The following is a 13605-nucleotide window of genomic DNA, read 5'->3' on the forward strand; positions in this document are numbered from 1 at the left end:
CGTGCGCCAGCCCTGTTGTACTATCCCGCGCTCATCGCATCTCCCAGGTGGAATATCGGCAGGTACATTGCCACCACCAGCGTACCGATAATGACCCCCGTCACAATCAGTAGCAGCGGCTCCAGAAGCGCCGCCAGGTTATCTGCTCGTTGAAAGGTCTGTTCCGTGTGATGATGGGCAAGGTTTGCCAGCATGATGTCCAGCGCACCTGACATTTCACCGGTTCGTAAAAGCTGAATACAGAGCGGGGTAAACAATGTCGCCTTCTGAAAGGATGACCAGACGGGTAGACCCTTTTCAATGTCCTCCCGCACGTTGCGAAGTATCCCTTGCCAGTACCGGCTCTCAACGGTTTCTTCTGCACTCTCCAGACCCTGTAAAAAGGGGATGCCCGCCTGTTGCGTGAGTGACAGCACGGTAAAGATGTGTCCCAGCTTTTGGCCTTTTGCCAGTGCGCCCATCACGGGCGTCTGCATCAGGATTTGCTGCCAGCGAGGGTTCTGCCGCAGAGCCCAGGCGACGGCAAAGGGGGTTAGTAGCAGGGCGAACAACGCGAGGGCATATGACTGCATAAAGGCGGCCATTCCCATGACCATCTGCGTCAGCACGGGAAGCGGGGTATTAAACGTTTTGTAGATCGCGGCAAACTCGGGCAGGACCAGGGTGACCATCGCCAGCACAACCACTACAGCCAGCGTCAGGACGATCGCCGGGTAGCGCAGCGCCTTTTTCACTTTTGCACTGAGCTGCTGCTGCGCTTTTTGTTGCTGCGCGAGCTGACGACAGCACGCCTCCAGCTTCCCTGTCAGCTCCCCGGTCTTCACCATCGAGACATGCAGAGGGCTAAAAACGGCTGGCCACCTTTTTAGCGACTCAGAAAACGGGCATCCTTCACTGAGCTCATCGGCAATGCTTTGCAGCAGCGCCTGCCACGGTTTTAACGGATGCTGCTCTGCCAGCATTTGCAGGCTGTGGGACAATGTCAGTCCAGCCTGCAGAAGCGTGGCGAGCTGATGAAACATCTCGTCGCAGTGGTGTTGCCGCCAGCGGTGCCGCTGCGCGCATCGGGTTAGCGTCAGAGGATGGAGGTCGTTACGCATTAGCCGGGTGAAGGCCGCATTGCGGTCCGTGGCCCACAGTGTCCCGCTTCGGGGTTCTCCATTTTTGGTGAGCGCACGCCAGCGCCAGAGATGATTAGCCGCCATTGGGCATTCCCAGGACGCGCAGCAACTCTTCAATCGTGGTTAGCCCCTGTTCGACGGCCATGCAGCCGTGTTCAAAAAGAGAAATCATCCCTGCCTGGCGGGCGCTCGCCTCGATGACGTCTGTTCCCGCCCCGCTGGCAATGGCCTGCCGCAGGGCATTGTCGATCCCAAGTACTTCAAAAATGGCCACGCGGCCATAAAAACCGTGGTAACAGCGCTCGCAGCCGGTAGGCTGCCAGCGTGGAAGCGGTCTGGGCCATACTGATCGAGGTAAGTCCGTATGCTCCCCGCTTTTCTGTCGGCAGTACGGGCACAGACGTCGAACCAGTCGCTGGGCAATCACCATCGTCAGCGCGGAGGAAATCATCCAACGTGCGACGCCCATCTGCTCCAGGCGAACCAGCGTTTCCGTCGTCGAGTTGGTATGCAGGGTCGACAGCACCAGGTGCCCGGTCTGGGCAGCATTAATGGCAATCCCGGCCGTTTCACCGTCACGGATTTCGCCGACCATAATAATGTCGGGATCCTGACGCAGCAGCGCCCGCAGCACGCTCTGGAAGGTTAAACCCGCCCGGGGATTAATCTGCGTCTGGTTTAATCCGGCAAGGGGGATCTCAATAGGATCTTCGACGCTGCAGATGTTGACGTCAGGGGTGTTACGCGACTGCAGCGCGCTGTACAGCGTCACGGTTTTGCCGCTGCCGGTAGGCCCGGTGACCAGAATCAGCCCCTGCGGCTGGTGGAGAACCGCATTAAAACAGGCCAACTGCTCAGCATTCATGCCAAGCGCTTTCGGCTCAAGGGCCTGCGGAACCTGCTGCAGGAGACGCAGCACAATTTTCTCGCCGCCGCTGCAGGGAAGCGTCGCGATCCGAAACGAAACCGGCTCGTTGGCCAGTTCAATCGTAAACTGGCCGTCCTGGGGTAAACGGCGCTCAGCAATATCCAGGTTACCCAGCACTTTTAAACGCGCGCTGAGCAGGTTAGCCAGTTCCGCCGCAAGCGGAGGCTGCGGGCAAAGTACGCCGTCGATACGTAAACGAATCTGGCACGCGTGCTCCATCGGTTCGATATGAATATCAGAGGCGCGCTGGTTGATTGCCTGCTGCAGCGTGTGGTTGAGGATATCTACCGTTGAATGCGTTTGCGAAACACCGGGCAGATGCGATTGTGACGTGAGCTGCCGGTGTTTTTCCATGCGCTCAGCGCTCCAGCACTCAATATCAATCCGTTTCTGAGTCGCGAAACGCAGCGCCTCCATGAGTTCAGCCGCGGGGTTGCCCACGACGGCAATGCTGACCATTTCACTGTCGCTGGTAAGCAGCAGTGCGTGATGGCGAAGACAAAGCGCCACGAGTTGATCGGTCTTCATTTTCCGCTCCTCAGTTATTGTCGAAGCGGAAAACGTCTTCGCAGGCCTGCTTCAGGGCGCTATCAGCGCTGATGTTGCAGAGACGCGTCCAGCCCGTCATACCGTTAGCGTCGTTCCACTGCGGCGTCATGACCACTTCCAGCCCGTTAAGACTTTCCTGTCCTGTTAAGTTCACGATCCCTTTCGCTACGCTCATTCCCGACACGTAGCGTGTCGTGGTGGGGGAAGGGATGCCGTTGCTGCCGGCATCGCAGCTCTCCACGCCCCCGTGATCCAGCGCGCAAAGCTCGATGGCGGTGCGGTAGGGAACGAAGGTTTGCAGCATATCGGTCAACGCCGCTTTGCGCAGGTAGTTCTGATAGGCAGGTACGCCGATGGCGCTCAGAATCGCAATAATGCCGATGACCACCATCAGCTCAATGAGAGTGAATCCGTGTTGTCTGTTCATATCTGCTCCTTACGTTAGGTGGCGCTACTCTGTCAGCGCGAAAGGGCAGAAACGAGGGGCAAAAAAAGGAACGGGAGAGCGCTTTCAGAGAATTTATGCTGCGTTGCAGGGAAGAACAGCGGATTTGCGAGCGGGGCTGAAATTCCCCTCTCCGGGCGGAGAGGGGAGAGGAATGACTATTTAAAACGCATCGAGAGGTCGAGAGCGCGAACGTGCTTGGTCAGCGCGCCGACGGAGATGTAATCCACGCCGGTTTCGGCAAATTCACGGATTGTTTCGAAGGTGACGTTTCCGGACACTTCGAGCTGGGCCCGGCCGTTGGTCAGTTTTACCGCCTCGCGCATCTGCTCGGTTTCGAAGTTATCGAGCATGATGATATCGGCCCCGGCCTTAATCGCCTGCTCCAGCTCGTCCAGGTTTTCCACTTCCACTTCAACCGGCACATCAGGGTGCAGCCAGAAGGCCTTCTCCACCGCCTGACGCACGGAGCCCGAGGCAATAATGTGGTTCTCTTTAATCAGAAAAGCGTCGGACAGGCCCAGACGATGGTTTGCGCCCCCGCCGCAGAGCACCGCGTACTTCAGCGCCGTGCGCAGGCCCGGCAGCGTTTTGCGGGTATCCAGCAGCTGGGTTCGGGTGCCGGCCAGCAGGTCAACGTAGCGGCGCACTTCACTGGCAACGCCAGAGAGCGTTTGTACAAAATTGAGCGCGGTACGTTCGCCGGTCAGCAAGACGCGGGAGGGGCCGTCCAGCTCGAACAGCGGCTGATTGGGCGTGACGCTATCGCCATCTTCCACGTGCCATGTTACCTGCACATCATCGCCCGCCAGTTGGGTAAAGACCTCTTCAACCCAGCGCTTGCCGCAAAAAACACCCTCTTCGCGGGTGATAATGACCGCGTGGGAGCGTGTCTCTTTTGGCAACAATTGTGCGGTAATATCTTTATCGGCATTGACGTCACCGCCCAGGTCTTCTTTCAAAGCATGGGCAACGCTTGCCGGAATATCCATATTAATACGTTCCAGAAGCGCTTCACGTCGGTGGTCGGGGTTGTAGCGGCGAGGCGGCATGATAAAACTCCAAATTGGTAACGAATCATAATATTGAAACATGCTACTCTGAACCGAGTAACAGCACCATACATAAGGAGTTCCAGCATGTTGTTAGAAAACGGATGGCTGGTGGATGCGCGGCATGTGCCTTCGCCGCACCACGACTGCCGCCCGGAGGATGAAAAGCCCACACTGCTGGTGGTTCATAATATTAGTCTCCCGCCGGGGGAATTTGGCGGCCCGTGGATCGATGCGTTATTCACGGGAACGATTGATCCCGATGCCCATCCTTTCTTTGCTGAGATTGCGCATCTGCGCGTGTCGGCTCACTGCCTGATTCGTCGCGATGGTGAAGTGGTTCAGTATGTTCCCTTTGATAAGCGCGCCTGGCATGCCGGGGTGTCGATGTATCACGGGCGCGAACGGTGCAACGATTTTTCTATCGGGATCGAACTGGAAGGCACGGATACCACACCCTACACCGATTCACAGTATCAACAGTTAGCGGCTGTGACCCGCACGCTTATCGGACTCTATCCGGCCATCGCCGACAATATTACGGGACACAGTGATATTGCCCCGGCGAGAAAAACCGATCCCGGCCCGGCATTCGACTGGACGCGGTTCCGCGCCATGCTCACCGCGTCGTCAGAATAAGGAGATACCATGACGTTGTTTACCATGCTGCTGGTCATCATCGCTGAACGCCTGTTCAAGCTTGGCGAGCACTGGCATCTGGATCACCGGCTGGAGGTGCTTTTCCGCCGGATTAAGCACTTTTCTCTGCTGCGTACGCTGCTGATGATGGCAGGGGTGATGGTCATTACGTTCCTGCTGCTGCGCGCGCTGCATGGACTGTTTTTCAACGTGCCGCTGCTGGTGGTGTGGATCCTGCTCGGCGTGCTGTGCATTGGTGCGGGCAAGGTGCGTTTGCACTATCACGCCTACCTGAAAGCCGCCTCCCGTGACGATGCCCATGCGCGCGGTGCCATGGCGAGCGAGTTGACGATGATCCACGGCGTGCCGCCGGACTGCGACGAGCGCGAGTTTCTGCGCGAACTGCAGAACGCGCTGCTGTGGATTAACTTCCGCTACTACCTGGCGCCGCTGTTTTGGTTTGTGGTGGGCGGCCCGTGGGGACCGGTCTTGCTGATGGGGTATGCGTTCCTGCGCGCCTGGCAGACCTGGCTTGCCCGCTATCTGACGCCGCATGAACGTTTGCTGTCCGGCATCGATGCCATCCTGCACGTGCTCGACTGGCTCCCGGTGCGTCTGGTGGGCGTGGTGTACGCGTTAATTGGTCACGGTGAGAAAGCGCTGCCCGCATGGTTTGCTTCGCTGGCTGACCGCCATACGTCGCAGTATCAGGTGTTAACGCGTCTGGCGCAGTTCTCGCTGGCGCGTGAGCCGCATACCGACAAGATTGAAACACCGAAAGCCGCTGTCTCCATGGCGAAGAAAACGTCGTTTGTGGTGGTGGTTATCGTGGCGCTGCTGACGATCTACGGCACGCTGGTGTAAGCCAGCGCGCCGCAAAGACTAAAGCGTATCCGCAGGCGGGATGCCGAAATCAGGCATCCCGTTTTCATTCCAGCGGACGTGCTTCAGGCGGGTATGACGGTTCGGATCGTATAGCGGATCGCCCTCAATTTCGGTGTAGTTTCGCGCGTGATACACCAGCACATCTTCCCCTTCCGGCGTTTGTGTAAAGCTGTTGTGGCCCGGGCCGAACTGGCGGTTTTCGTAGCTGGTGGCGAATACGGGGCGCGGGGATTTGTGCCAGTTTGCAGGGTTTTGCGGATCGGCATTCAGGTCTATCCACAGCAGTCCCATGCAGTAGTTCTCGTCGGTGGCGCTGGCGGAATAGCTGATAAACAGCTTATCGCCGTGAACCAACATCGCCGGGCCTTCGTTGACCCAAAATCCGCGACACTCCCAGTCATACTCCGGTTTGCTGAGCATCACCGGCTCGCCTTTTAGCGTCCACGGGTTCGCCATTTCGCACAGATAAAGGTTGGAGTTCCCGGTGATATCCGGTGCCTTTTGCGCCCACAGATACCAGCGTTTCCCCTGATGCACAAAGGTGGTAGCGTCCAGAGCAAAGGTATCGAACGGGGTTTTGATTTGCCCTTTTTCCACCCACGTGCCGGTAAGCGGATCGCTGTCGGTACATTCAATGGCAAACATGCGGTGCTGGAACATCCCGAGTGCATCGAGCGCCTGCGTGTGCGTCGCGGCAAAATAGATGTACCACTTTCCGTCGATATGATGCAGTTCCGGCGCCCATATCAGCTGGCTCATGGGGCCAGCGTCGGGTTTACGCCAGACCACCACTTCTTCGGCATGACGTAAGCCTTCCAGCGACGCTGCGCGGCGGATCGCCAGCTTGTCGTACTGCGGCACGGAGGCGATAAAATAGTACTGCCCCTCATGGCGTAAAATGTACGGATCGGCGCGTTGTTCGATAAACGGGTTTGGCCACTGATGCATTTGGCTCTCCTTATTTTGTCTCTGCGGCTTTCAGTGCCTGATAGTCGTTCAGTTCACGGTAGTTGGTGCGGCGTTTCTCCAGATCGGCCTGGATCTGCTTCATGGTTTCACGATCCACCTTCAGCAGGCGCACCACGCCCGCGGTAATTAAGTATCCAATGCCGGGAATGACGGTAAAGAGCAGCACGATCCCGTTAAGGGCGTCCGCGCTTTGCGCTTTCGCGCCCGCGTCGTAGCCGTACCAGGAGAGCAGGAACCCGACCATCGCCCCGGCAATCGCCAGCCCCAGCTTCAGGAAGAAGATGTTGCCCGAGAAGCTGATGCCGGTGATGCGCTTCCCGGTTTTCCACTCGCCGTAGTCGTCCACGTCGGCCATCAGCGACCAGTGCAGCGGAGACGGGATCTGGTGCAGGATGTTCAGCAGGACGTAGAGCACCACGATGGTGACGGTGGCTTTCGGGTCGAAGAAATAAAAGGCGCAGGAGAAAATCGCCAGCACGATATTGGTCCAGAAGAAGACCTTCAGCTTACACCAGCGGTCGGTCAGCACTTTTGCCAGCACGCTGCCGAGCATCATGCCAACAACGCCCAGGCTGATAAACAGCGTGGCGAAGTGGGTGCTCTGGCCCATCACCCAGGTAACGTAATACATGGTGGCCGCCATGCGGATAAAGCCGGGACAGACGTTGCAGAGCGTCAGCAGCAGAATGCGCACCCACTGGTCGTTCTTCCACACGTCTTTCAGATCGTTTTTCAGCTCATCGTTGGTCTGCACCGCCGGGCGCACGCGCTCGCGCACGGTGGCGAAGCAGAACAGGAACATGCAGGTGCCAATCAGCGCCAGTACGGTCATCGCCATCTGGTAGCCTTTGGCTTTGTTGTCCCCGCCAAACCAGTCGGCCATCGGCAGCAGCGTTAATGAGAGCAGCAGCGTGGCGATGCCGACCAGCACGAAGCGATACGACTGGCAGGCGACGCGCTCTTTCGGGTCGTTAGTGATCACCCCGCCCAGCGAGCAGTAGGGGATGTTGATGGCGGTATAGGTCAGCGACAGCAGGAAATAGGTGACAAAGGCATAGATAACTTTGCTGTTATAGCTCCACTCTGGCGTGGTGAACATCAGGATGCTGAACAGCGCGTAGGGGAAAGCGATCCACAGTAGCCATGGACGAAACCGGCCATATTTGCTGCGGGTACGGTCGGCAATCGCGCCCATGATCGGGTCCGTTACGGCGTCAATCACGCGGACAGACAGCAGCAGCACGCCGACCAGCGCAGGGGCGAGGCCAAAAATATCCGTATAAAAATAGTTAACAAACAGCATGATGGCGCCAAAGATAATGTTGCATCCGGCGTCGCCCATCCCATAGCCGATCTTTTCTTTTACTGACAGTGTGTTGTTATCCATCGACAGCTCTCCGGTTTACGGTATGGAGAGAATTATTCGCTGACGAAGGGATATATGCGTTGCAGTATCAGGGCGGTGATATGGATAAATGCGCTGTGGGCGCGAAAGTGTGAGGGAGGTAACAACGCGCGGCACCCGCAAAAGCTGGTACCGCGGAGGGAGGCTTAGTGCGCCTTCATGGCATTACGGCTTTTCTGACTGAACAGATAGCCCACGCCCAGGATCGCAATCCAGACCGGGATCAGGTAGACGGAAATCGCCATACCCGGCGTGATCAGCATGATCACCAGAACGGCCGCCATGAACAGCAGGCAAATCCAGTTGCCCAGCGGATAGAGCAGGGCAGGGAAGCGCGTGGTGACGCCCTGCTGCTGTTTCGCGCGGCGGAACTTGATGTGTGCCAGGCTGATCATCGCCCAGTTGATGACCAGAGCAGAGACCACCAGCGCCATCAGCAGGCCAAACGCCGATTCCGGTGCCATGTAGTTAATGAGCACGCACAGGGCGGTCACGATGGCGGAAACAATGATGGTATTCACCGGCACGCCGCGTTTATCAACGTTAAGCAGCATCTTCGGCGCGTTGCCCTGTTGGGCGAGGCCGAACAGCATACGGCTGTTGCAGTATACGCAGCTGTTGTATACGGAGAGCGCTGCGGTCAGCACCACGATGTTCAGCGCGTTGGCGACAAAGGTGTCGCCCAGCTCGTGGAAGATCAGCACAAACGGGCTGGTGTCAGCGGTGACGCGCGTCCACGGCAGCAGGGAGAGCAGCACCGCCAGTGAGCCCACATAGAAGATCAGAATACGGTAGATAACCTGATTTGTGGCTTTCGGGATGCTCTGCTCCGGGTTGTCGGCTTCAGCGGCAGTGATCCCTACCAGCTCCAGACCGCCGAAGGAGAACATAATGATGGCCATCATCATCACCAGACCGGTCATGCCGTGAGGCAGGAAGCCACCCTGTTCCCAGAGGTTGCGCACGGTGGCCTGCGGGCCGCCGTTGCCGCTGAACAGCAGCCAGCCGCCGAAGATAATCATCGCCACCACGGCAATGACCTTGATGATGGCAAACCAGAACTCCATCTCCCCGAACACTTTAACGTTGGTCAGGTTAATGGCGTTGATAATGACGAAGAAGGCTGCAGCAGAAGCCCAGGTTGGGATTTCAGGATACCAGAACTGAATGTATTTCCCGACGGCGGTCAGTTCGGCCATGGCAACCAGAACGTACAGCACCCAGTAGTTCCAGCCCGAGGCGAAACCGGCAAAGCTGCCCCAGTATTTATAGGCAAAGTGGCTGAAGGAGCCTGCGACCGGCTCTTCCACGACCATTTCGCCCAGCTGGCGCATGATCAGAAAAGCAATGAAACCCGCAATCGCGTAACCCAAAATAATGCCCGGACCGGCAGACTGGATAACGGATGCGCTGCCCAGAAACAGGCCGGTACCAATCGCACCGCCCAGTGCGATGAGCTGAATATGGCGGTTTTTAAGCCCGCGCTTTAGCTGATCGCCGTGCTGTTGAGCTTCCATTTGAAACCTCGTGTGTGGTTGTTATGTTCACGCTGAGCGTGTGTAATTATGAAAATCCATATTCTGTATTTATTTCTTTACGGTAAACGAGACCGAAAAAAGCGGAGATGACTTCCGTAAGCGCCAGAATAGTGGTAAGTGCCTGCGAATGCACCTGCTTTATGAAGGGGTGATGACGACTTGAATAAAAAGAAAGCATTTGTAAATCGGCCCGCTCGTTGTTCCTCTCCCAACCTATAGAATAGAAATGCGCCTTAAGTGGGCGAATTTTCATTATTTGCCTTGTTGAATCGCTTCAGATTGCAAAAACCCTCGTTTCATTATGGTTAAAACTCCCTCTTTGGGGGTAATCAACTCATTTGTGCAAAGTTACATTTCTGAAACGTTATTTCTGTAAGGTTGTTAAAATGTGCAGGGTTTACTGATTTCAATCAAAACCAATATGGACAGAAGGTGAATACTTTGTTACTTTAGCGATACGAAATAGAAATTGGTAAGACCAATTGACTCCGGGCAAAAAGGCGTAAGACAGGGAATATGGCCTACAGCAAAATTCGCCAACCAAAACTATCTGATGTGATTGAGCAGCAGCTGGAGTTTTTAATCCTCGAAGGGACTCTGCGCCCGGGTGAGAAACTTCCGCCAGAACGCGAGCTGGCAAAACAGTTCGACGTTTCACGTCCTTCTCTGCGTGAGGCGATTCAACGTCTCGAAGCAAAGGGCTTGCTGCTTCGTCGCCAGGGCGGCGGAACCTTTGTGCAAAACAGCCTGTGGCAGAGCTTCAGCGATCCGCTGGTAGAACTTCTCTCTGACCACCCAGAATCCCAGTTTGACCTGCTTGAGACCCGTCACGCGCTGGAAGGTATTGCGGCCTATTACGCCGCCCTTCGCAGCACTGATGAAGATCGCGTGCGTATCCGCGAACTGCATCAGGCCATTGAACGGGCACAGCAGTCCGGCGATTTAGACGCCGAGTCCAGCGCCGTCGTCCAGTATCAAATCGCCGTCACCGAAGCGGCACACAATGTGGTGCTCCTCCATCTGCTACGCTGCATGGAGCCGATGCTGGCCCAGAACGTTCGTCAAAATTTTGAATTGTTGTATGCCCGTCGGGACATGCTCCCACTGGTAAGCAACCATCGCACCCGAGTATTCGAGGCGATAATGGCCGGGGAACCGGAGCAGGCGCGCGAAGCGTCGCACCGCCATCTGGCTTTCATTGAGGAAATCTTGCTGGACCGCAGCCGTGAACAATCGCGTCGCGAACGTTCATTACGCCGCATACAGCAACGAAAGGATTAAGCGCCAGGTACTTTTAGAGCGCGGCAACTAAACGCAGAACCTGTCTTATTGTGTTCTTGCCCAAGAGCACAATGGGACAGGTTCCAGACAAATCAACGTATTAGATAGATAAGGAATACCCCCATGTCAGAACGTCTCCAAAATGACGTGGATCCGATCGAAACTCGCGACTGGCTACAGGCGATCGAATCGGTCATCCGTGAAGAAGGTGTTGAGCGCGCTCAGTATCTGATTGATCAGCTGCTTTCTGAAGCCCGCAAAGGCGGTGTGAAGGTTGCTTCAGGTGCAGGGGCTAGCAACTACGTAAACACGATTGCCGTCGAAGACGAACCGGAATACCCGGGCAATCTGGATCTGGAACGTCGTATCCGTTCTGCAATTCGCTGGAACGCCATCATGACCGTTCTGCGCGCATCCAAGAAAGATCTGGAGCTGGGTGGCCACATGGCGTCCTTCCAGTCTTCTGCGACCGTTTACGAAGTGTGCTTCAACCACTTCTTCCGTGCTGCGAACGAGAAAGACGGCGGCGATCTGGTGTACTTCCAGGGCCACATCTCTCCGGGCATCTATGCACGTGCATTCCTGGAAGGTCGTCTGACTGAAGAGCAGATGAACAACTTCCGTCAGGAAGTTCACGGTAAAGGTCTGTCTTCTTACCCGCACCCTAAACTGATGCCTGAATTCTGGCAGTTCCCGACCGTATCAATGGGTCTGGGCCCAATCGGTGCGATCTACCAGGCGAAATTCCTGAAGTATCTGGAACACCGTGGTCTGAAAGACACCTCTGAGCAGACCGTATACGCCTTCCTGGGCGACGGCGAAATGGATGAGCCAGAATCCAAAGGCGCGATCACCATCGCGACCCGTGAGAAGCTGGACAACCTGTGCTTCATCATCAACTGTAACCTGCAGCGTCTGGATGGTCCGGTAACCGGTAACGGCAAGATCATCAACGAACTGGAAGGCATCTTCGCAGGTGCTGGCTGGAACGTGATCAAAGTCATGTGGGGTTCCCGTTGGGACGAACTGCTGCGTAAAGACACCAGCGGTAAACTGATCCAGCTGATGAACGAAACCGTTGACGGTGACTACCAGACCTTCAAATCCAAAGACGGTGCCTACGTGCGTGAGCACTTCTTCGGCAAATATCCAGAAACCGCAGCCCTGGTTGCAGACTGGACTGATGAGCAGATCTGGGCCCTGAACCGCGGTGGTCACGATCCGAAGAAAATCTACGCTGCACTGAAAAAAGCGCGTGAAACCAAAGGGAAAGCGACTGTAATCCTGGCCCACACCATCAAAGGTTACGGCATGGGTGATACCGCAGAAGGTAAAAACATCGCTCACCAGGTTAAGAAAATGAACATGGACGGCGTGCGTTATATCCGCGACCGTTTCAACGTTCCAGTGACCGATGAGCAGGTCGAAAACCTGTCTTACATCACCTTCCCGGAAGGCTCTGAAGAGCACAAGTACCTGCACGAACGTCGTCAGGCGCTGAAAGGCTACCTGCCAGCTCGCCAGCCTAACTTCACCGAGAAGCTGGAACTGCCAGCGCTGGAAGACTTCTCTCAGCTGCTGGAAGAGCAGAACAAAGAGATCTCTACTACTATCGCTTTCGTTCGTGCCCTGAACGTGATGCTGAAGAACAAGTCGATCAAAGATCGCCTGGTGCCAATCATCGCCGACGAAGCGCGTACTTTCGGTATGGAAGGTCTGTTCCGTCAGATCGGTATCTACAGCCCGAACGGCCAGCAGTACACCCCGCAGGACCGTGAGCAGGTTGCTTACTACAAAGAAGACGAGAAAGGTCAGATCCTGCAGGAAGGTATCAACGAGCTGGGCGCAGGCGCATCCTGGCTGGCTGCTGCGACCTCTTACAGCACCAACAACCTGCCGATGATCCCGTTCTACATTTACTACTCCATGTTCGGGTTCCAGCGTATCGGTGACCTGTGCTGGCAGGCAGGCGACCAGCAGGCTCGCGGCTTCCTGATCGGTGGTACTTCCGGTCGTACGACCCTGAACGGTGAAGGTCTGCAGCACGAAGATGGTCACAGCCACATTCAGTCTCTGACTATCCCTAACTGTATCTCTTACGACCCGTCTTACGCGTATGAAGTGGCAGTCATCATGCATGACGGTCTGCAGCGCATGTACGGTGAAGCGCAGGAGAACATTTACTACTACATCACCACCCTGAACGAAAACTACCACATGCCGGCAATGCCAGCAGGTGCCGAGGAAGGTATCCGTAAAGGTATCTATAAACTCGAAACCATCGAAGGTAGCAAAGGTAAAGTTCAGCTGCTGGGCTCCGGTTCTATCCTGCGTCACGTTCGTGAAGCAGCACAGATCCTGGCGAAAGACTACGGTGTCGGTTCCGATGTGTACTCTGTGACCTCCTTCACTGAACTGGCGCGTGATGGCCAGGATTGTGAGCGCTGGAACATGCTGCACCCAATGGAAACCCCACGCGTTCCGTACATCGCTCAGGTGATGAACGACGCGCCAGCGGTGGCGTCTACTGACTATATGAAACTGTTCGCTGAGCAGGTTCGTACTTACGTTCCAGCTGATGATTATCGCGTTCTGGGTACTGACGGCTTCGGTCGTTCTGACAGCCGCGAAAACCTGCGTCACCACTTCGAAGTTGATGCTTCTTACGTGGTTGTAGCAGCACTGGGCGAACTGGCTAAACGTGGCGAAATCGATAAGAAAGTGGTTGCGGACGCAATCACCAAATTCAACATCGATGCAGAAAAAGTTAACCCGCGTCTGGCGTAAGAGGTA

The 13605-nt window shown here is 56.0% G+C and carries 12 protein-coding genes; 4 read left to right on the top strand and 8 right to left on the bottom strand.

The features are described 5' to 3' along the window. Positions 1-20: 20 nt before the first annotated feature. The 4 genes from hofC to nadC form a co-directional block, all read right to left on the bottom strand. Entirely contained in the window at positions 21-1205 is a 1185-nt protein-coding gene (gene hofC, locus KGP25_RS04210) for a protein transport protein HofC (RefSeq protein ID WP_223540021.1), read from the bottom strand. Then, on the bottom strand, positions 1195-2577 hold the full coding sequence (gene gspE / locus KGP25_RS04215; protein WP_045907803.1) for a type II secretion system protein GspE: 1383 nt from the start codon (positions 2575-2577) through the stop codon (positions 1195-1197). The genes hofC and gspE overlap by 11 nt, the downstream gene beginning before the upstream one ends. A 10-nt stretch (positions 2578-2587) precedes the next feature. Continuing rightward, on the bottom strand, positions 2588-3025 hold the full coding sequence (gene ppdD / locus KGP25_RS04220) for a prepilin peptidase-dependent pilin (RefSeq protein ID WP_045907804.1): 438 nt from the start codon (positions 3023-3025) through the stop codon (positions 2588-2590). A gap of 176 nt (positions 3026-3201) precedes the next feature. Then, on the bottom strand, positions 3202-4095 hold the full coding sequence (nadC, locus tag KGP25_RS04225; RefSeq protein ID WP_021240514.1) for a carboxylating nicotinate-nucleotide diphosphorylase: 894 nt from the start codon (positions 4093-4095) through the stop codon (positions 3202-3204). A gap of 87 nt (positions 4096-4182) precedes the next feature. Here nadC and ampD point away from each other — a divergent pair, with 87 nt between their 5' ends. Both ampD and ampE read left to right on the top strand, forming a co-directional pair. Further along, positions 4183-4734, top strand: a complete 552-nt coding sequence (ampD, locus tag KGP25_RS04230; protein WP_223540022.1) for a 1,6-anhydro-N-acetylmuramyl-L-alanine amidase AmpD — start codon at positions 4183-4185, stop codon at positions 4732-4734. A gap of 9 nt (positions 4735-4743) precedes the next feature. Beyond that, a complete protein-coding gene (gene ampE / locus KGP25_RS04235) occupies positions 4744-5598 on the top strand; it encodes a beta-lactamase regulator AmpE (protein ID WP_045907806.1) in 855 nt (284 codons plus the stop codon). 18 nt (positions 5599-5616) lie between these two features. Here ampE and KGP25_RS04240 read toward each other — a convergent pair whose 3' ends face one another. From KGP25_RS04240 to KGP25_RS04255, 4 genes are all read right to left on the bottom strand, one after another. Then, a complete protein-coding gene (locus KGP25_RS04240) occupies positions 5617-6567 on the bottom strand; it encodes a family 43 glycosylhydrolase (RefSeq protein WP_223540023.1) in 951 nt (316 codons plus the stop codon). A 10-nt stretch (positions 6568-6577) separates the two neighbouring features. Beyond that, the gene (locus KGP25_RS04245; protein WP_223540024.1) at positions 6578-7975 is read right to left on the bottom strand and encodes an MFS transporter; all 1398 of its coding nucleotides are present in this window, start codon (positions 7973-7975) and stop codon (positions 6578-6580) included. A gap of 164 nt (positions 7976-8139) precedes the next feature. Next, on the bottom strand, positions 8140-9510 hold the full coding sequence (gene aroP, locus KGP25_RS04250; protein ID WP_024907477.1) for an aromatic amino acid transporter AroP: 1371 nt from the start codon (positions 9508-9510) through the stop codon (positions 8140-8142). Positions 9511-9556: 46 nt separating this feature from the next. Beyond that, a complete protein-coding gene (locus tag KGP25_RS04255; RefSeq protein WP_083261508.1) occupies positions 9557-9784 on the bottom strand; it encodes a hypothetical protein in 228 nt (75 codons plus the stop codon). 263 nt (positions 9785-10047) lie between these two features. Here KGP25_RS04255 and pdhR point away from each other — a divergent pair, with 263 nt between their 5' ends. Together pdhR and aceE are read left to right on the top strand one after the other, a co-directional pair. After that, on the top strand, positions 10048-10812 hold the full coding sequence (gene pdhR / locus KGP25_RS04260; RefSeq protein ID WP_008501960.1) for a pyruvate dehydrogenase complex transcriptional repressor PdhR: 765 nt from the start codon (positions 10048-10050) through the stop codon (positions 10810-10812). Between the two features lie 123 nt (positions 10813-10935). Next, positions 10936-13599, top strand: a complete 2664-nt coding sequence (aceE, locus tag KGP25_RS04265) for a pyruvate dehydrogenase (acetyl-transferring), homodimeric type (protein WP_028015529.1) — start codon at positions 10936-10938, stop codon at positions 13597-13599. Positions 13600-13605 lie beyond the last annotated feature (6 nt).

Origin of the sequence: Enterobacter sp. JBIWA003 (assembly GCF_019968825.1) — a bacterium.
Lineage (GTDB): Bacteria > Pseudomonadota > Gammaproteobacteria > Enterobacterales > Enterobacteriaceae > Enterobacter > Enterobacter quasiroggenkampii.